General features: G+C 37.4%; 16 protein-coding genes. 11 read left to right on the forward strand and 5 right to left on the reverse strand.

Annotated features, from left to right (window positions below):
* The first annotated feature begins 97 nt into the window (after positions 1 to 97).
* Genes yjbM through mgtE form a run of 4 tightly spaced genes read left to right on the forward strand, consistent with a single transcriptional unit; the run spans position 98 to position 3856 of the window.
* Positions 98 to 772 carry a GTP diphosphokinase gene (gene yjbM / locus BAU17_RS12100; protein ID WP_161903082.1) on the forward strand — a complete coding sequence of 225 codons (675 nt, stop codon included), beginning with the start codon at positions 98 to 100 and terminating at the stop codon, positions 770 to 772.
* Positions 769 to 1575 carry an NAD kinase gene (locus BAU17_RS12105; RefSeq protein ID WP_161903083.1) on the forward strand — a complete coding sequence of 269 codons (807 nt, stop codon included), beginning with the start codon at positions 769 to 771 and terminating at the stop codon, positions 1573 to 1575. The genes yjbM and BAU17_RS12105 overlap by 4 nt, the downstream gene beginning before the upstream one ends.
* A gap of 5 nt (positions 1576 to 1580) precedes the next feature.
* A complete protein-coding gene (locus tag BAU17_RS12110) occupies positions 1581 to 2483 on the forward strand; it encodes an RluA family pseudouridine synthase (protein WP_161903084.1) in 903 nt (300 codons plus the stop codon).
* Positions 2484 to 2488: 5 nt separating this feature from the next.
* Positions 2489 to 3856 carry a magnesium transporter gene (gene mgtE, locus BAU17_RS12115; RefSeq protein WP_161903085.1) on the forward strand — a complete coding sequence of 456 codons (1368 nt, stop codon included), beginning with the start codon at positions 2489 to 2491 and terminating at the stop codon, positions 3854 to 3856.
* 32 nt (positions 3857 to 3888) lie between these two features.
* Here mgtE and BAU17_RS12120 read toward each other — a convergent pair whose 3' ends face one another.
* Positions 3889 to 6024, reverse strand: a complete 2136-nt coding sequence (locus tag BAU17_RS12120) for a GH92 family glycosyl hydrolase (RefSeq protein ID WP_161903086.1) — start codon at positions 6022 to 6024, stop codon at positions 3889 to 3891.
* 18 nt (positions 6025 to 6042) lie between these two features.
* A complete protein-coding gene (locus tag BAU17_RS12125) occupies positions 6043 to 7092 on the reverse strand; it encodes a GntR family transcriptional regulator (protein WP_161903087.1) in 1050 nt (349 codons plus the stop codon).
* A 151-nt stretch (positions 7093 to 7243) separates the two neighbouring features.
* Between BAU17_RS12125 and BAU17_RS12130 the strand changes: the two genes are divergently transcribed.
* From BAU17_RS12130 to BAU17_RS12150, 5 genes are all read left to right on the forward strand, one after another.
* Positions 7244 to 8536, forward strand: coding sequence for a glycoside hydrolase family 125 protein (locus tag BAU17_RS12130; protein WP_161903088.1), 1293 nt, complete (start codon positions 7244 to 7246; stop codon positions 8534 to 8536).
* A gap of 10 nt (positions 8537 to 8546) precedes the next feature.
* Positions 8547 to 11222, forward strand: coding sequence for an alpha-mannosidase (locus BAU17_RS12135; RefSeq protein ID WP_161903089.1), 2676 nt, complete (start codon positions 8547 to 8549; stop codon positions 11220 to 11222).
* Positions 11223 to 11424: 202 nt separating this feature from the next.
* Positions 11425 to 12735 (forward strand): Sapep family Mn(2+)-dependent dipeptidase, encoded by a 1311-nt coding sequence (locus BAU17_RS12140; protein ID WP_161903090.1) that lies wholly within the window; start codon positions 11425 to 11427, stop codon positions 12733 to 12735.
* Positions 12736 to 12754: 19 nt separating this feature from the next.
* A complete protein-coding gene (locus tag BAU17_RS12145; protein WP_161903091.1) occupies positions 12755 to 13711 on the forward strand; it encodes a glycosylasparaginase in 957 nt (318 codons plus the stop codon).
* 46 nt (positions 13712 to 13757) lie between these two features.
* Positions 13758 to 14618 (forward strand): ROK family protein, encoded by an 861-nt coding sequence (locus tag BAU17_RS12150; RefSeq protein ID WP_161903092.1) that lies wholly within the window; start codon positions 13758 to 13760, stop codon positions 14616 to 14618.
* A 92-nt stretch (positions 14619 to 14710) separates the two neighbouring features.
* Here BAU17_RS12150 and BAU17_RS12155 read toward each other — a convergent pair whose 3' ends face one another.
* From BAU17_RS12155 to BAU17_RS12165, 3 genes are read right to left on the reverse strand one after another with little or no spacing between them, the layout of a single operon-like run.
* The gene (locus BAU17_RS12155) at positions 14711 to 16009 is read right to left on the reverse strand and encodes an alpha-L-fucosidase (RefSeq protein WP_161903093.1); all 1299 of its coding nucleotides are present in this window, start codon (positions 16007 to 16009) and stop codon (positions 14711 to 14713) included.
* A gap of 9 nt (positions 16010 to 16018) precedes the next feature.
* Positions 16019 to 16498 (reverse strand): hypothetical protein, encoded by a 480-nt coding sequence (locus BAU17_RS12160; protein WP_161903094.1) that lies wholly within the window; start codon positions 16496 to 16498, stop codon positions 16019 to 16021.
* A gap of 11 nt (positions 16499 to 16509) precedes the next feature.
* Entirely contained in the window at positions 16510 to 18387 is a 1878-nt protein-coding gene (locus BAU17_RS12165; protein ID WP_161903095.1) for a beta-N-acetylhexosaminidase, read from the reverse strand.
* Between the two features lie 316 nt (positions 18388 to 18703).
* Here BAU17_RS12165 and BAU17_RS12170 point away from each other — a divergent pair, with 316 nt between their 5' ends.
* Together BAU17_RS12170 and BAU17_RS12175 are read left to right on the forward strand one after the other, a co-directional pair.
* Positions 18704 to 19636 carry an ABC transporter permease gene (locus tag BAU17_RS12170; RefSeq protein WP_161903096.1) on the forward strand — a complete coding sequence of 311 codons (933 nt, stop codon included), beginning with the start codon at positions 18704 to 18706 and terminating at the stop codon, positions 19634 to 19636.
* A 13-nt stretch (positions 19637 to 19649) separates the two neighbouring features.
* Positions 19650 to 20564, forward strand: a complete 915-nt coding sequence (locus BAU17_RS12175) for a carbohydrate ABC transporter permease (RefSeq protein ID WP_161903097.1) — start codon at positions 19650 to 19652, stop codon at positions 20562 to 20564.
* The last annotated feature ends 52 nt before the right edge of the window (positions 20565 to 20616 follow it).

A 20616-nucleotide genomic window follows, 5' to 3' on the forward strand; every position in this document is an offset into this window, starting at 1 on the left:
AAGAGAATTGCACAAATTCGAAAAGGAATACTAAAGCTTTTGAGTTACTTATGTTAAAATGGTACATGTATGTTAGCGTAGAAATGAGGGATGTTAGATGGAAAAAGATTGGGATAGCTTTTTAGCCCCTTATGAGCAAACGGTCGCCGAATTGAAGGTGAAATTACGCGGGATTCGTAAGCAATTTCGTGAGAAAAATCAACATGTACCTATTGAGTTTGTGACTGGTCGCGTGAAACCTGTGGAAAGTATCTTGGCTAAATCGCAATTACGTAATATTCCATTAGACCGCTTAGAGATGGAAATGTCTGATATTGCTGGTTTACGAATTATGTGTCAATTTGTTGAGGACATCCATGAAGTCGTGCGGCTGTTGCGTAGTCGTAAGGATATGAAAGTCATTATTGAACGTGACTATGTGACCAACCATAAAGCGAGTGGTTATCGCTCTTACCATTTGGTGATTGAATACCCTGTTCAATTAGTTGAAGGGGAAAAGAAGATTTTAGCTGAAATCCAGATTCGGACTTTAGCGATGAATTTTTGGGCAACGATTGAGCATTCATTAAATTATAAATATCAAGGAGATTTTCCACAAGAAATCGGCGATCGTTTGAAACGAGCAGCTGAAGCAGCAGATCAACTAGATGAAGAGATGTCAAGTATCCGTGAAGAAATTCAGGAGGCCCAACATTTATTTTCACATGGAAAGGGCAGTTCGACTGATTTAAGTTATCAGCGAATCGCTGAATGGAAGGAAGAGCCCAAATGAAAAAATTAAAAGTAGCCGTTATCCATAGCCATGTCGAGCAATCATTACAAGCAGCGGATCGTTTGTACCAATTATTGAAACAAAGTGGCCATGAAATTGACCGTGACAATCCAGATATTGTGATTTCGATTGGTGGGGATGGCACGTTACTTTCGGCATTCCATTTGTATAATCATAAATTAGATCGTGTGCGTTTTTTAGGTGTGCATACAGGTCATTTAGGTTTTTATACTGATTGGCGTGATTATGAATTAGAAGAATTAGTCAATTCATTGTGTAATGACCAAGAAAAAAGTGTCAGTTATCCTTTGTTGGATGTGCGGATTAAATACCGCAATGGTAAACCAGATAAACATTTTCTGGCATTAAATGAATCAACGATTAAGCGTGGCAGTCGGACGATGGTTGCGGATGTATTAATCAAAGATGAAATGTTTGAGCGTTTTCGTGGAGATGGTCTATCGGTGTCAACGCCAACAGGTTCAACTGCGTACAATAAAAGTGTGGGAGGCGCAGTATTGCATCCAAGTATCAATGCCTTTCAATTAGCTGAAATTGCTTCGTTAAATAATCGTGTGTTTCGCACATTGGGTTCTCCGATTGTTGTTGCTCAGCAAGAATGGGTAGAAATCCAGTTGCAGAATAGTACGGATTATTTGGTTACGATTGATCAATTCAATATCCAACAAGATGAAATTAAATCAGTCGAATATAAAATTGCAGAGGAACGTATTCATTTTGCTTCGTATCGTCATATGCATTTTTGGCATCGAGTAAGAGATGCGTTTATTGGAGAAGTATAGAACTTATGAAATTTATGTATACCTATCAAAAAGATGAGCCCCAGCAATTAAAATTTTTTCTCAAAGAACAGGGAATTTCAAAAGGTTTGCTGGCAAAAATCAAATTTCAAGGGGGCCATTTATTCGTCAATGGGTGCGAGCAAAATGTACTTTATCTTTTAACATTGGGAGATCAAATTTGTGTGGTAACTCCTGATGAAGCAGAGCATGAGACGTTGTTACTAGATGAAACGCCGATTGAGATTGTGTTTGAAGATGAGCATCTGCTATTGGTCAATAAGCCAGCAGGTGTCTCCTCAATTCCAGCACAATATCATCCAAATAATACGATGGCGAATCGCGTTAAAGCTTACTATAAACGTCGAGGATATGCTGATCAAGTGGTCCATGTCGTCACTCGTTTGGATCGTGATACATCTGGTTTGATGCTGTTTGCCAAACATGGCTTTGCGCATGCAAAATTGGATGTTCAGTTACGAAAGAAAGAAATTATCAAGAAATACCAAGCATTGCTTTGTGGAAATATCGCAGAATTACAAGAACACGGTAGAATTGAATTACCGATTGGTCGTGATTTGACTTCTATCATTAAACGCCAAGTGACAGAAGATGGCCGTTTTGCTGAAACGGAGTACTGGTTGTCAGCTAAAAATGATACGTTAGCATTTGTGGATATTCAATTGCATACCGGACGTACCCATCAAATTCGTGTCCATTTTTCGGCAATTGGTTGTCCGCTAGTCGGCGATGATATGTATGGTGGAACGATGGCGTTATCACTGGTACGACAAGCTTTACACTGTCGTCATCTCCAGTTTCGTCATCCATTTACAAATGAACAATTAGTCTTTGATTGTCCGTTACCAGAAGACATGAAAGCAATTAAAGAGACGATTGATGTGAGGTGAAGAAATTGGATGAAACACAAGAGTTAGAAACGGTTTTTGAACAATTAAAAAAAGATTTAGACGAAGGAAACTTGCAAGAATTTCGAGAGACTTTCTTGGATATGCATACCTACGAACAAGGACAATTTTATCAATCTTTGACCGAAGCACAGCGATTGATTGTCTATTCCTATCTTTCACCTAAAGAAGTTGGGGATATGTTTGATGTTATTGAAGAAGATAACGAATATATGAAGGATTATCTCTCAGAAATGCGTTTAAGTTATGCTGCTGAGATGCTTTCGGAAATGTTTACCGATAATGCTGTCGATTTACTGAGTACGTTAGATAAAAGAGAAGTTGCGAAATATTTAAGTTTGATGAATGCGGAAGATGCAGCTGAATTGCGTGTCATGTTGCATTATGAAGACGATACAGCAGGTTCGATTATGGCGACGGAATATGTGTCGATTGTAGCCAATCAGACCGTTCGTTCTGCCATGTATGTGTTGAAACAAGAAGCTAAAACGGCTGAAACAATTTACTATATTTATGTGGTAGATCAAGAAAATCATTTAGTGGGTGTCATTTCGTTAAGGGACTTAATTATTAATGATGATGATATGATGATTGCTGATGTAATGAGTGAACGGGTTATTTCGGTTCACGTCGGCGATGACCAAGAAGATATTGCCCAAACATTCCGTGATTATGATTTCTTAGCTTTACCTGTTACTGATTATGAAGATCATTTATTAGGGATTGTAACTGTCGATGATATTATTGACGTTATTGATGAAGAAGCAGCGAGTGACTACTCTGGTTTGGCTGGGGTTAACGTTGAAGAAATTAGTGAAAACCCAATTAAAGCAGCTGGAAAGCGTCTGCCGTGGTTAATTACCTTGCTCTTTTTAGGTATGGCGACAGCCAGTTTGATTAGTCATTATGAAGTGTTAGTTAGTGAGGCTAGTATTTTAGCAGTGTTCATTTCATTAATTACGGGAACCGCCGGAAATGCGGGAACACAATCACTGGCGGTTGCGGTTCGTCGGTTAGCGATGAATGATGACAAAGAAAATAGTTTCTTTGCGACGGTCATTGGTGAAGTATTAACTGGGATTGTGACAGGAGCGATTACTGGGTTAACAATTTTTGCAATTGTAGCAGTCTGGAAAGGTAATCCAATTCTAGGATTTGTCATTGGAATGGCGATGATGTGTGCAATTACCGTTGCCAATTTGGCCGGAAGTTTAATTCCGATGTTAATGGATAAGCTAGGATTTGATCCTGCGGTTGCTAGTGGCCCTTTTATTACAACCTTAAGTGATTTAACGAGTGTCTTAATTTACTTTAATATTGCTAGTCTATTTATGAGTTATTTTATTGGAAGTTAAAAAGCAAGCGAATCATTTGATTCGCTTGCTTTTTATGTTAATGAGAAAGGATAATCTTCAGGTGTATATTTTTTAGCGTTTGGTACGATTCCTAACTGATTGAAAATTGTACCACCTTGCATTAAATCTTCGTGTGCATAAAATAGTTTTTGATATGCTTGTCCATTGCGTAGAACTTGATGTAAAAACTGTTGCTGAGAATAATTTGGGCTACTTTCGATGGTTAAGGTTTCGCCATTTGATAGATGTAAGGTAGCTTTATCAAATAAAGGCATACCGATGACGTACTCACCAGTACCGGGGGTTACTGGATAAAAACCTAAACTATTAAAGATATACCAACCGGCCATACTACCGTTATCTTCGTCACCTGGATAACCAGTAGTACTGTTATCAAAAGTCTGTGTCAATAATTGTTTAATTAAAGGTTGTGCCATTTCTGGTTTTCCAATATAGCTAAATAAGAAAGGATAGTGGAAACTTGGTTGATTAGAAATTGCTAATTGACCAAATTCAATGGCGGCCATCTCAGTCATTTCATGAATTTCAAAGCCATAGCCTTCGACATTGAAATGTGGAGCTTGATTGCAAAGTTCGATTAATTTTTGCTCAAATTGCTCTTCACCAAATTGTTGAATAAGACCAGCGAAGTCTTGGTAAACAGCAAAACTACTTTGCCAAGCGCTACCTTCTGCATAATCTTTTCCCCAACGGATTGATAAAAAATCTTCCCGAAATTGTCCGTTTTTATCTTTTGCTCGCATAAAACCTGTTTTTGAATCGAAGAGGTGTTGATAATTGCGCGCTTGTTTTTGATAGTAGGTTGCATCGGAGCTTTCCCCTAAAGTTTGGGCAACTTGGCTAATACAAAAGTCGCTGTATGCATAGTCCAAGGTATGGTTGACAGATTCATGGTAATCGCTAGGGACATAGCCATATTTTAAATAATCGGTTGTTCCTTGGCGTCCATAATTAGGATTATCGCTTTGGATAGTAGCCGCTTTTTTCATTGCTGCCAGAAATTCTGGCATTAAATCAGGACGAATTTGTTTGACCGCAGCATCTGCAATGACCGCATCAATCAAAGTTCCAGGCATTAATCCACGTTCATCAGGCGACAGCCATTTAGGTAAATAGCCAGTTTCACGATAACTCGTTAAAAAGCCTTCGAGCATTTCTTCGTATTTTTCTTGGGCAATTAATGAATAGAGTGGATAGACTGTTTTATACGTATCCCAAAAACCATTATTGGTATACAGTATGCCAGAACGAACTTGTTTCGTTAATGTATCATAATGAATCGCCTGATTATTTTCATCACGTTCATAAAAAGTTTGTGGAAATAAGAACGTACGATATAAATTATGATAAAAAGTTGCGACTTGTTTGGTATCATGATGTTCAATTTCGATACGTTGCAATAAGTCTTGCCATAGCTGTTGACTTTGTTGTAAATATTCATTTGGTTGCAACGTCTTTTCGCGCGCTAAATTTAATTGTGCTTGTTTCTGACTAATAAATGAGGTTCCAAAACGAACAACTTGCTGCTGATTAGTAAATGAAAGCAACAGTGTGCCATCTTCGCCTTCTCCAGATACATGCTCTGTGAAAAATGGTTGTTCAAAATGCATGACCAGATAAAATGTAAAATCAGCATCTTCACAGCCAGAAAAATTGATGATTTCAACTACAACAGTTTGCTTGTCTTGTACCTCATAGCGATAGCGTCCAGGAAGAGTCAATAATAAACCGTTCTCATTTTGTTGGAAATTCATCGTTAAGACGCCACCATACATACTTGGGATAAGTGTTGATTGGATATCGTAACGTAATTGTTTAATTGTTAAATGAGTGGGATGGAAGGTACTTTCTGTTGGGCGATAGGAACTTTGGACATGAAAGAGGGAACGCTCAGTTAACTTGCCGCTAACCGGTGTAAAAATTAAATGGCTGAAATCTCCCATCCATGGACTTGGTTGATGTGTAAGGCGATACCCTTGGAAAGTAGCATCTTCCGGATGGAACCACCAACTTCCTTTCTGATCTGTGGTTTGGGGAGCAAAGTAGTTCATCCCAAATGGTACGCCTGTATAAGGCAGGCAGTTGCCATTTGAAAAACTATATTGATTTGCAGTTCCGTGACGTGTGTCGATTGTTTGAGTAAGCATAATGTCTCCTTTGAATAATTAAATTTGTTTGGTTGACTGACGTTGGATAAATGTAACAGGCACTTTAATATCAGTGGGAACTTCTTGTTGTTCAATCCAAGTAAGTAAGGTTTTACCAGCTAGTTCCCCAATTTGTTTAAAATCTTGAGCAATCGTCGTTAATGGTGGTTCAATAAATTGAGCTGCTTGAATGTCATCAAAGCCAATAATCGATAAGTCTTTTGGTAAATCATAGCCAGCTTGTTTTAATGTCCGCATCGCTTCAATTGCGACAATATCATTTTCACAAACTAGCGCAGTTAATTGGTTGTTTTTAACATATTGAATCACGTGAGACTGGGTTGCTAGCGAATCAATAGCTGAAGTATGAAAAGCAAGATCCGCTTGGTTCAGAGCTTGCAGATAGCCAATATATCGATTCTTAACTGACTGTGGATGATGAGTTGCATGATTAAAGAGATAACCAATGCGTTGATGACCTTCATCAATCAAGTGTTGCGTCGCCAATTGCCCACCCGCTAAGTTATCCGATACAATTGTCGGAAAATCCAATTCAAAATTCTTTTTATCTAATGAAATAACAGGAAAATCAGCCAAAGCTAAATTAACTAAAGTATCTAAATATTGTTCGGAATAATCGGAATAATAAATCAAACCATCATATTCAGTCATCAATTCGTTAGACTTTTTTTGTTCAAAAACATCTAATGTCCCCATAATCACTTCTACTTGATGTGCTTGCATGACTGGTAATAAGCCATCAGTAAAATTTCCTAACGATAAATCATGTAAAAAGGGGAGGAGGAATAAAATACGTGTCACTTTGTTAGAGGGAGAATGCACAGTGGGTTCAAATTGTTCTTTAACAAAGCTGCCTTTTCCACGAACGCGATAAATCAAGCCGGCTTGTTCTAGTTCAGTTAGTGCGCGTTTGGATGTGATACGACTGACTTGATAAGCCTCGGATAATTCTTTTTCAGTAGGTAATTGACTGTTTATTGCTCGTTGCCCTGAAAGAATCTCTTGTTTTAGCTGTCTTAAAATTTGTTTATATAAAGGTTCATTCATGAATACGACTCCTTTTGATATATCATATATTGAATAATAACATAATTAATAAGAATAATAAATAAAAAAAGAAAAGAAAGCGTAGACATTTCCTTTTTTTATGCGTATAATCGGTTTGTAAGATATATCAAACTGAGAGAGGAAGCAAAAAATGACTTATAATGATATACCAAATTCTGTTGAACAATTTATGAAGAAAATTACAGAGAAATGTGGCGACGCTCATAAAGATTGGGCAGAAAATTTTAATGCAGCTTTTGCGAATACCTTGCTGACAACAGTCAAACGTCATGAAGATGGCACCACATTTTTATTAACAGGTGATATTCCAGCAATGTGGCTTCGAGATTCAACAGCGCAAGTTCGTCCCTATTTAGTGATTGCCAAAGAAGATGAAGATTTGGCAGCTATGATTAGTGGATTAGTCAAAAAGCAATTTTTCTATATTAATATTGATCCTTATGCGAATGCCTTTAACGAGGAAGCGAACGGGGCAGGTCATCAAGAAGATCATACAGAAATGAACGATTGGATTTGGGAACGTAAATATGAAATCGATTCATTATGTTATCCTGTTCAATTAGCTTATTTACTCTATAAAAATACTGGCCGTACGGATCAATTTAATGAAGATTTCGTCAGCGGTGTGCAAAAGATTTTACAGGTATTTGAAGTAGAACAAGACCATAATTGTTCTCCATATAATTTCGTACGCGATACCTGGCGTAAAGAAGATACGTTAGTAAATGAAGGAAAAGGAGTAACCGTTGCTCCAACAGGAATGACCTGGTCTGGCTTTCGACCAAGTGATGATGCCTGTGCCGGTGGTGGGTATTTAGTTCCATCCAATATGTTTGCTGTCGTTATTTTAGATTACGTAGCAGAAATTTTCAGTCACATATTAAACGATGAAGCGATTGTTGAAAAAGCCAATACGCTACGTCAAGAAATTCAAGCGGGGATTGAGGCGCATGGACGGACAACTAATGCTGCGGGAGAAGATATTTATGCCTATGAAGTCGATGGTTTAGGCAATGCATCGATTATGGATGACAGCAATGTTCCTAACTTAATTTCAGCACCTTATCTAGGGTATGGTTCAATGACTGATGAACGTTATTTACGTACTAGAAAAACGTTATTAAGTAAAGAAAATCCTTATTTCTATGAAGGAAAATATGCAAAAGGAATTGGTTCTTCCCATACGCCCGAAAATTATATTTGGCCGATTGCCATGGCGATGGAAGGGATGACGACTGATGACAAAGCGGAAAAAGAACGTATCTTAAATCAATTAGTAGCAACAGATGCAGGTACGCATTTGATGCACGAAGGCTTTGACGTAGATGATCCAACACAATATACACGTGAATGGTTCTCTTGGGCGAATATGATGTTTTGTGAGTTAGTCATGGATTACTTTGATATTCAAGTCGAAAAATAGGAGAGATTAAATGAAGAAAAAAGTCTATATTATTTCACATAGTCACTGGGACCGAGAATGGTATGTGGCTTATGAAAAACATCATATGTTATTAGTAGAATTAATGGACGATTTGTTAGAAATTTTTGAAACAGATTCTGATTTTAATAGTTTTCATTTAGATGGACAGACAATCATTTTGGATGATTATTTGCAAGTACGACCAGAAAAACGTGCGGCCGTACAAAAAGCAATTAATGATGGAAAATTACGAATCGGACCATTTTACATTCTACAAGATGATTGGTTAATCAGCCCTGAATCAAACGTTCGCAACATGCTGATTGGTATGGAAGAAAGCCGTAAATGGGGAACACCAGTCAAATTAGGATATTTCCCAGATACGTTTGGTAATATGGGACAAGCACCGCAACTAATGCAAAAAGCTGGCTTTGATGCTGCTGCTTTCGGTCGCGGAGTGAAACCAATCGGCTTTGACAACCAAGTGCTAGAGTCTGAAAACTACACTTCTCAATACTCTGAAATGTGGTGGAAAGGTCCAGATCAATCTGAAATCTTTGGATTATTGTTTGCCAACTGGTACAGCAATGGCAATGAAATACCTGCGGAAAAAGAAGCAGCCATCAAATTCTGGAATCAAAAACTAGCCGATGCCGAGAAGTTTGCATCGACGAATCATCTGCTATTTATGAACGGTTGTGATCATCAACCAGTTCAAAAAGATGTTACCAAAGCAATTGCTTTAGCTAATGAATTGTATCCAGATTATGAGTTCATTCATTCTAATTTTACCGATTATTTGGAGGCAGTCCGTAATGATTTACCGGAAGATTTAGGTTCAGTGACTGGAGAATTAACTAGTCAAGAGACAGATGGTTGGTACACATTAGCCAACACGGCTTCCGCTCGCGTATATCTCAAACAATGGAATACACGTGTCCAACGTCAATTAGAAAATATTGCTGAGCCTTTAGCAAGTATGGCCTATGAAGTAAGTGGCAAGTATCCTCACGACCAATTAGACTATGCTTGGAAAACACTCATGCAAAATCATCCACACGATAGTATTTGTGGTTGTTCTGTGGATGAAGTCCATCGCGAAATGGTTCCCCGTTTTGAAAAAGCGAATGAAGTCGGAAAATATGTAGCAGAAGAAGCTGTCAATACCTTAAAATCAGCAATCGATACAAGTAACTTTGCAGAAAATAGTTTCCCGTTTGTGGTGTTTAATACGAATGGTCTTGCAAAAAGTGGTGAAGCAGAGATTGAAATTGAACTTGCTCGTCAGACTTTTGCTGAAGGCTATCCTGCACAATGTTATCATGCAATGGCAGAGCTACCTCAAACGGATTATCATGTTGAAGATGAAAATGGTCATGTTATACCGGCAACTATTTCAGAAGCACAAGTTCGTTTTGATTTTGATTTACCAAAAGATGGCTTCCGGATTCCTTATATGAAACGTTATGTGACGGTTCAATTACCAGTGAAAGATTTACCGGCTTTTTCATGGCAAGGTTTTGCTTTGGTACCTGGTCGTGAAGTAACAGATGCTACACCTTTGGCAAACAAGACAGGAACAGTCATCGAAAATCAACAAATGAAAGTTGAGATTGCAGACAATGGTACGTTAACAGTGACCGATAAAGAAACACAAGTTAAAAAAGAAAATTTACTTGTTTTTGAGAATGTCGGTGATATCGCCAATGAATATATTTTTAAACAACCTGAAAATGACCAAGCTATTTTATCAAGTGATGTACAAGCAACCATTACGTTACTCGAAAACCATAGTGAGAAAGCAGTTGTCAAAATTACTCACGTTTTAGATATCCCTGTTTCTGCAGATGAGTTATTGGATGTAGAGCAACAAATGGTGATTGATTTTACCCAACGGAAAGCGCAACGTTCAAAAGAGACCGCACCACTAACGATTGAAACACTGATGACAGTGACAAAAGATAGTAAGAAGATTGATTTTGAAACCCATGTCAATAATCAAATGAAAGATCATCGATTACGCGTATTATTTGAAACGGGAATTAATGTCGAACAGCATGAAGCAGATAGTATTTATGAAGTTGTTACTCGTCCGAATGCTGTTTCAGCTAGCTGGAAAAATCCGACAAATCCACAACACCAACATGCATTTGCTAACTTGCATGACACGGCACATGGGGTTACGGTTGGCAACTTTGGTTTAAATGAATATGAAATTGTCGGTGATACGATTGCGGTTACTTTATTACGTTGTGTGCGTGAACTAGGAGATTGGGGGTATTTCCCAACACCAGAAGCTCAATGTTTAGGAGAGCATACCTTCAACTATAGTATCGAAATGCACGCTACACCGGAAACACGTTATGCGACGTATAAACATGCGTATACTGCCCAAGTGCCATTTACCGTTGCCCAAGTGGCTGTCCAAAAAGGAAACTATCCAACAACATATCAATACGTAAAAGTTGAGGGCGAAACATTTATCCCAACAGCATTGAAGCGTCGCAAAGTAGACCAAGAGTTAATTTTAAGAGGATATAATATGTCCGACGAAATGAAGTCTGTGACCATTGAACAATCTCATGCCGAACCAGAAATATTAACCTTATTAGAAGAGCCAACCGATGAGGTGTATACTCCGGAACTTCAACCATATGAAATTCGTACGATTGGGTTGATGAAATAAAAGAATCAGTGTAAGTTGATGATGTTTAGCTAGACTTTCGGATAAAGTCTGAAGGCCAAGTCGCGATTTTCGCTGCTTGGCCATTTTTAATCTGCTCAATCGGAAAAAAATGGATGTAAGTTCTAAGTGGGAATCAATCATAAAAGGTGTCTGTGAAGACTCTCGTCAACTAATACTTATGAGGAGTAAAGGAGGTAAGAAAATGTCAACGCATGATTTTCGAGAATTAATTGAGAAAAATAAAACACAGTTTTATGACGATTTAGCTAAAATTATTGCGATACCTAGTGTGAAAGAAAAACCCGAATTGGGTGCACCATATGGTATTCAGAATAAGAAAGTGTTGGAAAAAATTATCGAGATTGCAGAGAGTTATGGTTTTCAAGCCCAGCTAGTCGACAATGCACTGGCTTATATTCAAGTAGGGAGCGCTGAAGATTATATTGGAATTATTGGACATTTAGACGTTGTCGCTGCTGGTGGAAAATGGACCTATCCACCATTTAAATTAACGCAAGCCAATGGTAAGTTGTATGGTCGAGGAATACTTGATAATAAAGGACCAATTTTTTCTTGTCTGTACGGATTGAAATTATTAAGTGAGCAAGGCTATCGCCTAAATAAAACACTTCGAATTATTTTTGGAACAGATGAGGAGAGTGGTTCATCGGATATTAATTGCTATTTAGAAAGTGAAAAAGCGCCTACTTTTGCCTTTACTCCCGATTGTAAGTATCCAGTAGTTTACGGCGAAAGAGGGATTATCAATGTAGAGATGATATCTATCCTTCCTCCAGAATCATTAGCACGTATTTCTGAAATAGAGGGTGAGCAAGCCCGCAGTTTTGTCCCCGATATGCTAACATGTAGCCTTGAAGGTGAAATGCTCAGTGTTCGAGGGAAACGAGCGCCCTCGAATGCACCTGAATTAGGGGAAAATGCCATTACACTATTGGCTGAAAAAATTAAAAACCACACGGAAGATTCGGTTTTAAAAGCTTATTTCACCGGCTTATATGATGCTTTACATGAAAAACATCATGGAGAAGGTATGGAAATGGCTTGGCAAGATGAAATGAGTGGGAAATTAAGCATGACACCGTATCTCTTAGAAAAAACAACAACGGGATTTAAATTAGGTTTATCAATCCGCTATCCGGTATCTTATACAGAAGCACAAATCTTAGCAGGCTTAGAAAAAGTGGCTAATCAAGCGGAAATACCGACAAAAGTGGCGTTAATTCGTAGTCTTCCTAGTCTTTTGGTTGATAAGAATCGTCTGGAAATCAAGCAGTTAACCAAAGCGTATGGTGATGTTACTGGTTTGGACAGTACGCCTGTAACGACGACTGGAGCAACCTATGCCCGATTTTTACCAGAAACGGTGGCGTTTGGTCCATCATTTCCTGGCCAAAAAGGGATTGCGCATAATGTAGATGAATATATGGATGAAGAGGATTTGTTGTTGAATATGGAAATATACATGAATGCTATTTTAAATCTTTGTGAATAAGACTGTAGGAGGAACAATAATGAGTTATGGAATGATCGCAACATGGCGTATGGCTTATGATGGAATTCGTGTTGGAATAGTAGATTTAGCAAACTGTGGTTCTTCACAAAAAGCGATTGTTGATGCGATTAAAATAGTCGAGGATTATCCATTTTATAAATCAGTTGGCTATGGTGGATTGCCAAATGAAGTTGGGTTGGTTGAATTAGATGCGGCCTTTATGAATGGGGATAACTTTGACATTGGTGCAGTAGCAGGCAGTCGTAATGTTAAAAATCCAATTGTAGTAGCAGAAAAATTAAGCCATGAACGATTTAACTCTTTCTTAGTTGGAGATGGAGTCGCAAAATATGCAAGCAAAGAAGGTTTTGAGCTTCGAAATATGTTAACCGAACGTGCGAAAAAAACATGGGAAAATCGTTTAGAGGAAATGAGTAAATCAAATTTAAGTCCTTATGATGGTCATGATACGGTAAGCATGGTGGCTTTAGATCAACATGGAAGTATGTCTTGCGGAACATCAAGCAGTGGTCTATTTATGAAAAAAGAGGGCAGAACGGGTGACTCACCTCTTTCAGGATCAGGTTTTTATGTAGATAGTGAGATTGGTGGCGCAACAGCAACTGGATTAGGAGAAGATTTAATGAAGGGCTGTTTAAGTTATGAAACGGTGCGCTTAATGAGTACCGGATTAACACCGCAAGAAGCAGTAAATCAAGCAACTATGACATTTGTAAAGAAGTTAGAACGTCGTAAAGGGAAATGTGGTGCATTTTCTTTAGTTGCGATGAATAATCAAGGTGAGTGGGGCGTTGCGACAAATGTTGAGTTTTCATTTGTAGTGGCTACCGATCGGTTATCTCCGACGATTTACTTAGCATATCCAGCAGAAGATGATGGGTATCCGACGATTGAAGTAGCTAGCCACGAATGGTTAGATGCATATCAAGCAAGAATTACGGCACCTATCAAGTAACAGTGATTGCTGGTAGTCCTAAATTGTATGTTAAGGAGTAATTTCTATGACAATATTAACAATTGATATAGGTGGTTCAAGTGTTAAGAGTGCAATTTATACAGATAAACTAGAAGACAGAAATCACTTTTTTTCACCCCCTAGCTTAAATGAAATGCAAGTAAAATTGGATCAGTTAATTTCTTATTATTTAGAGAAGTATCCGATTGAAGCCATCGCTTTTAGTGTTCCGGGAATTCCCAATCATGACACTGGACGTGTGGAAGGTGTCAGTTCTTTACGCTATATCCATCAGTTTGATTTTATTTCCTATTTTTCTGAAAAATACCAACGACCGATTTATTTTGAGAATGATGCTAATTGCGCTTGCAAGGCGGAAGTTCAATTAGGAATAGCCGGAGAGGTAAAAAATGCCTTATTTATGGTCATTGGTACCGGTATTGGTGGAACAATTATTTCTAATGGTCAAATCCTATCAGGTGAACATGCTTATGGTGGTGAGTTCGGAATGATGCTTATTGATGGTCGTCATGAGTTGAGTGAATTGGGGTCTGCGGTACACATGGCAAGAAAGTATTCAATACTCAAAGGTAAATCTTATACTGGAGAAGAAGTCTTTGCTCTTGCGGATCAAGGCGAAATCGATGCTGTAGCAGCAACAGAAAAACTCTATCATTATTTAGCTCTAGGTATTTACAATCTGCAATACATGATTGATCCAGAATATATTGTACTCGGTGGAGGGATTACCAAGAGAAGGAATTTGTTAAAACATATTCTACGTAAATTAGACGAGATTATGAATTATGGACAGGTCTGTCCAATCACCCCTAAAATTCGTTTGGCTAAATTTGGCAATGATGCGAACTTAATTGGTGCTGCATTAACTGTTAAAAGTAGTAAATAAGAAAGAATGTATCTCGTTTATTGTAATCTAATCGCAAACCATAAAACGTAGGCAATCAATGGATGTAACACTTATTGATTGCCTACGTTTTATTAATTATTTAAAAACAGTTCAATGACAGGCACCAAAGAATCGGGGCGTTTGGTTGGTAATTGTAAGACAATGTCATTTGGTTCAATAATTGTTTCAGTCGTAGTTATTACTTCTTCTGGATCAAAACCACGATAAAACACTTCAGAACCATCATTTAAAAATTGGGCGTAGCGAATTTTTCCAGCTAAATCTTTTAAATGAATGTGACCATATGGCCATGCAAAAATGTGTAAGTAGAGACGGTTTCCATTTTGAGTATAACGACAATCAGCAGGTGCAATGAATTCACTAGGTCCACACTCTTTGATTGAGCGATTGTGCAAATAAAACCATTCATTGAGTTCCTTAAATCGTTCTTTTGATTGTTTATCGATTAATCCACGGCCGTTTGGTCCAGTATTTAGCAGGAAGTTTCCGCCTTTAGCAACAGTATCAATCAGCATTTGTAAGATTTGTTCTGCTGATTTCCATTGTTGGTTGTTTCGATCATATCCCCAAGTGCCATTCATCGTCTGACAAGCTTCCCATAAAACTGGTAAACCATCTTGATACAATGGTTTATCTGGTTGGTATTGTTCGGGAGTTGTAATGCCATGACCCAAAGCAAAACGGTCATTTAGTAACATTTCTGGTTGTAAGTTACGGCAAATAGTTTCTAAACGTAGAGCATCCCAATCGTCAGCACCTTTTCCGACCGACCATCCCCAATCACGATGTGCATAAGAAAAATCAAACCACATATAATCAATTTTTCCATATTCGGTTAATAATTCTGTGACTTGTCCAGCTAGAAAGTCTTGGTAGCTTTTTAGTGTACGTTTATTATTCGTTGCACGATAACTTTTATCTTCTCTGCAAGGATGTAAGCCGTCAATTGGGAATTCTGGATGATACCAGTCAATCAACGAGTGATACAAACCAATTTTTAAACCCACTTGACGGAATGCTGGTAATAGCTCAGCTAGTAAATCCCTTCCAAATGGTGTATTTGTAATTTTATACTCTGAAAGCTTAGTATCCCATAAAGCAAAACCTTCGTGATGTTTGGTGGTAAAAACGACATATTCTGCACCGGTAGCTTTTATTTCTTGCGCCCATTGGTGAGCATCAAATAAATCAGGATCAAAATGTTCAAAGTATTTGCGATAGTTTTCTGGAGTAATCTGTTCATTCGTCATAAACCATTCATGACGAGCGCCGAGTGTGTATAATCCAAAATGAATAAATACACCAAAACGTGCGTTGGTAAACCATGTGGTATCCGGATAATTTTCTGGCCAGTTACTATATGTTTTCATGAGGTCTCCTTAAATAAAATGTGTATTGGTCATATTGGTCTCCTCGATAACCCATTTGCCATTTTCTTTGACAAACGTATGATGAGCTTCCGCAATATGGTCACGATAGTCCTTTTTTCCTTTATTAATTGTTTTTTGTTGGGTTTCAACTAGCATATGATTCTTTTCTTGTTTTAAGACTTTAAAAGAAAGCAAGGTATTTTCTAAATCGTAGTCATCAAAAAATGTTTGCATTTCTTTTTTAGTTTCTTCTTTGGCAGTAGAGACTAAGGTTGTAATGTATAAGTCGGCGTCTTCATCATTTACTGCTTGCAAGTTAGTTGTTAAAGTATGAAAGGCAGCCTGTGCAGCTTCTTGATCGGTAATCTTACCTTCAATTTTAACTTCTGTATCGGTTGATAGTGGTGCTGTAGATTTATTTGTTAGGAGATGAAAGAGTAGCACGACACCTAACAGACCAATCATGCCTAAGAATAATTTATTTTTCATGCTATTCCTCCTTAAACATCAGATAATTTGCTGGGACTGACAATGCCGTGATATAAATTACGACCAATGATTCCTTCGGGCATAGGGTATGGTCCGTCAAATGGCAAGCGTGTTTCCGTTAATTCTTCGAGAGAAATATCATGCATTAGCCATTGTGTGATTCGCCAATGGGAACTTTCTAAACGCGTAAGAATGCCACCGTAGCGAATATCCAATACTTCCCAGCCAAAAGCTTTATTAGCAGCAAACCATAGCTGGCGATGAGATTGACGTAAGTTATCAATTAAGTTTTTTAATTGCTCTAGTTGTAAGAGTATCTGTTGACCATCATTTTTATCTTGCGCTAGGTAAATTTGTTGTAGATGGATTCCTAAAGACGTTTTCTTCGCTAATATTTCAGCGAGTAATTGGTAATAAGCAAATAAATCGGCAGTTTTCTCAGATGTTTGACATTGAGCTAAGTCTTTTGCAAGTTTTTGATAATGTTCCGTTAAAGGGAATTCAGAAATTGTTTTGTCATACAAACCAAGTAATGGGTCTTGGTACAAAATTAATTTGCTTACTGCAGAACCTTCAGGATTTTCAGGAGCAACACCGGGTGTCTGGTCAAAGCAATCCAGTAAAAGAAAACTGTCCGCAGATTCGTGTTGCAATTCCAAAAAGCGAGTGGCTACTAATTCATTTGAAACTGTCTGATTAAATTGATGCTCTGCAAATAATTGTAGACCATATAACGCACTATCTAAAGGTGTTTCTGAACCATCATCTCCCCATAGCGTGGCATAAACGGAAGAAATCTGTTGTTTTTTACAAGCTGATAAAGCAGCATGAGTAGTGGCGATTGTTTTACTATAGTTGGGTGCAAGTCCGTTCCATGTCCAAATACCACCGGCAAACACAATCGGTTTTGCTAATTTTTTGTGCTGTGCCAATAATTGTAAATAGTCCGACTCTTGATGATGGTAGTAATCCCAATACACCATTTTGACATGTGGAATTTCAGTAATGACTTCTTGAGGAATAGCAACATCAGGGTCATAATAATCGCCTGTTTTTGAACCTAAACGGAAATACATGTCACTCCACATTTCAACTTCCAAGTCTAAGGAATCGGTAATTTCTAAGACTTTTGTTAAGTGTCGATTCATTAAGTCAAACCGATTTTGTAAACCATGTCTTTGTAAAAAGCGTCCAAGGCCCAATTGATGCGCTTCGTCCATCCCAATATGAATTTTTTTCGTACGGAAAGGTTGGCTGACTGCTTGAATGGCTTTTGCTAAGAAATGATAGGTTTTCGGCTCGTCAACTAGTAAAATATCTTCGGTGTCACGAAAATCACGGGTGAAGTTCCATTTCAAAGGGTTTTTTAAATGAGCTAACACTTGAATAGCTGGAATTACTTCAATACCCAGATCATGCCCATAATCATCAATTTCTTTTAATTCTGCTGCTGAATAACGTCCACGGAAATAACCAAAGTAAGGATAGTCTGTCACTTCATAAGTATCTTCCATATATAGGAGACATTGATTGAGTCCGATGACACTACATGTTTCTAACAGCTCTTTGATTTTTTCGACCGTCGGAACAGCATTTCTTGACGTATCCACCATAGGACCAATGACATCAAATTGAGGTGTTTCTGTGAATGAAAAATCGGGTGTTTCCCAATGATAAAATAACAAATTTAGCCCTCTGAAAAGATGCGCTGGTTCAGAAAATGTCAGGGTGATTTTATCAATTTTTTTCTCACAAATTAGAGGACCCTTGTGGTGAATTAGCTGAATCGGTGTTCCGGATTCATCCAAACAAAACTGTAATTTTTTTTGTAAAATGAGTAGCCCATTTTTGACAGTATCGATATCACCTGTAAAATATACCGCTTTCATTTTTGTGCTCCTTTCCTTGTTCTTCTATTAGTATAGACAAAATATTTTTGCATTTCTATAGGAGTAAAATTTTACATAGTTGAAACAATTTTTACATAGTAAATAACGGATTTTTAATCAAAAAACATGTTTTTAGTTTGAATAGTTTTTAATCAATAAGTAAAAATAATAGAAAAAATCTTTGATTAATCAAGTGAGAAATGTTGATATATCAATTGTTTTTACGATGGTCAAAAACCACATATTGAGTACCATTGGCATTCTAGGTAATATGAAAGTGCTTTCAGGTTGCTTTTTTGAAAAGGGGGAAAAAGATATGGAGTTAACGGTGAGACAAAAGAAAAGAGAAGCGATAAAGAAAAAGATTATTGCGAGCAGACAATTGTACCTATTTATTGTGCCCGCTTTCTTAATCGTTTTTATTTTCTCTTATATTCCAATGTATGGTGTAATTATTGCATTTAAAGATTACATTCCTACATTAGGAGTTTGGGGAAGTCCATGGGTAGGGATGAAACACTTTGAACGTTTCTTTAATTCGTATTATTTTTGGGACTTATTAAAAAACACTTTGGGTATCAGCGTCTACTCATTAGTTGTTGGATTTCCACTACCAATTATTTTAGCATTAGCATTAAATGAAATTAAAGATGGACCATGGAAGAAGTTTTCGCAAACGGTTACTTATGCACCGAATTTTATTTCAGTGGTGGTAATGGTTGGGATGATTCTAGCTTTCTTAAACCCATCAACTGGTTTGATTAACCATGCTTTAGGTTTTTTCGGAATTGATTCTATTTCCTTTATGGAAGATCCGAAATGGTTTAAAACTGTGTATGTATTATCAGGAGTTTGGCAAGGAACAGGTTGGGGATCGGTTATCTATCTAGCTGCTTTGGCTGGGGTCGATACTCAATTACATGAAGCGGCAATTGTTGATGGTGCGTCTCGTTTACAACGTATTTGGCATATTAATTTACCAACAATTCGTCCAACGATGGTTATTTTGTTGATTATGAATGTTGGGTCTGTGATGAACTTAGGCTACGAAAAAATTCTATTGATGCAAAACCCACTAAACATGGAATCATCTAATGTTATTGCGACATTTGTATATGAACAAGGGTTATTACAAGCACAATATAGTTATGCTGCGGCTGTTGGACTATTCAATTCAGCAATCAACGCTATTTTATTAATTGTTGTAAATAAAGTTGCTGCCAAATTAGGCGATTCAAGTCTATTCTAGAAAGGGGATTTATATGGAAAATCGATTAGTTAAAGATACCAAAGCAGATAAAGTGTTTATGATATTTACCTATATTTTCGTCTTTCTTTCGGTAGCGATTGTTTTGTATCCATTAATTTATATTGTTAGCGCTTCATTTAGTGATCCACTGGCGGTCAATTCAGGTGCGATGTGGTTATATCCGAAAGGGTTCACATTGGAAGGATATAAGACGATTTTGGAGAATGATAGTATTTGGCGAGGATACCTGAACACAATTTACTATACAGCATTAGGGACATTTATTAATTTATTTTGTACACTACCAGCAGCGTATGCTTTATCAAGACCAGATTTTTATGGTCACAAAACATTTACGACTTTCTTATTAATCACCATGTTCGTAAGTGGGGGATTAATTCCTTCTTACTTATTGGTTAAAAATTTGAATATGTTAAATACCGTCTGGGCATTAGTCTTACCTGGAGCTGTATCAGTGTATAACTTAGTTGTTACAAGAACATTTTTCCAAACGACCATTCCACGTGAAATGGAAGAGGCAGCGATTATTGATGGCTGTAACGATTTCAAGTTGTTTATGAAAATTATTTTGCCGTTATCTACGCCAATTATTGCAGTCATGGCATTGTTTTATGGTGTAGGTCATTGGAATAGTTTCTTCAGTGCATTAATTTATTTATCGGATAAAACAATGTATCCATTACAAATGGTTTTACGCGAAATCTTAGTGTTGCAAGATATGTCTTCAAATAGTATTGGTAGCAACATGACAAGTGATATGGCGGAATTAATGTTTAGTAAGCAACAATTGGCAGCTGTTATCAAATACGGTGTCATGATTGTTTCTACTTTACCAATTATTATTGCTTATCCATTTTTACAAAAGTATTTTGTAAAAGGGATGATGGTTGGATCAGTTAAAGGCTAGTATTTTACGGCAATTGCCGATGAATAAAAATCTTTTATAGGGAGAGAAAGAG

It is taken from the genome of Candidatus Enterococcus willemsii (assembly GCF_009933335.1).
GTDB classification, from domain to species: domain Bacteria; phylum Bacillota; class Bacilli; order Lactobacillales; family Enterococcaceae; genus Enterococcus_F; species Enterococcus_F willemsii.

Bases quoted from the DNA above. Each gene is read 5' to 3' on its own strand.
- yjbM (WP_161903082.1), top strand. From the start codon at position 98: ATGGAAAAAGATTGGGATAGCTTTTTAGCCCCTTATGAGCAAACGGTC.
- BAU17_RS12105 (WP_161903083.1), top strand. From the start codon at position 769: ATGAAAAAATTAAAAGTAGCCGTTATCCATAGCCATGTCGAGCAATCA.
- BAU17_RS12110 (WP_161903084.1), top strand. From the start codon at position 1,581: ATGAAATTTATGTATACCTATCAAAAAGATGAGCCCCAGCAATTAAAA.
- BAU17_RS12120 (WP_161903086.1), bottom strand. From the start codon at position 6,024: ATGCTTACTCAAACAATCGACACACGTCACGGAACTGCAAATCAATAT.
- BAU17_RS12125 (WP_161903087.1), bottom strand. From the start codon at position 7,092: ATGAATGAACCTTTATATAAACAAATTTTAAGACAGCTAAAACAAGAG.
- BAU17_RS12130 (WP_161903088.1), top strand. From the start codon at position 7,244: ATGACTTATAATGATATACCAAATTCTGTTGAACAATTTATGAAGAAA.
- BAU17_RS12135 (WP_161903089.1), top strand. From the start codon at position 8,547: ATGAAGAAAAAAGTCTATATTATTTCACATAGTCACTGGGACCGAGAA.
- BAU17_RS12140 (WP_161903090.1), top strand. From the start codon at position 11,425: ATGTCAACGCATGATTTTCGAGAATTAATTGAGAAAAATAAAACACAG.
- BAU17_RS12145 (WP_161903091.1), top strand. From the start codon at position 12,755: ATGAGTTATGGAATGATCGCAACATGGCGTATGGCTTATGATGGAATT.
- BAU17_RS12150 (WP_161903092.1), top strand. From the start codon at position 13,758: ATGACAATATTAACAATTGATATAGGTGGTTCAAGTGTTAAGAGTGCA.
- BAU17_RS12155 (WP_161903093.1), bottom strand. From the start codon at position 16,009: ATGAAAACATATAGTAACTGGCCAGAAAATTATCCGGATACCACATGG.
- BAU17_RS12160 (WP_161903094.1), bottom strand. From the start codon at position 16,498: ATGAAAAATAAATTATTCTTAGGCATGATTGGTCTGTTAGGTGTCGTG.
- BAU17_RS12165 (WP_161903095.1), bottom strand. From the start codon at position 18,387: ATGAAAGCGGTATATTTTACAGGTGATATCGATACTGTCAAAAATGGG.
- BAU17_RS12170 (WP_161903096.1), top strand. From the start codon at position 18,704: ATGGAGTTAACGGTGAGACAAAAGAAAAGAGAAGCGATAAAGAAAAAG.
- BAU17_RS12175 (WP_161903097.1), top strand. From the start codon at position 19,650: ATGGAAAATCGATTAGTTAAAGATACCAAAGCAGATAAAGTGTTTATG.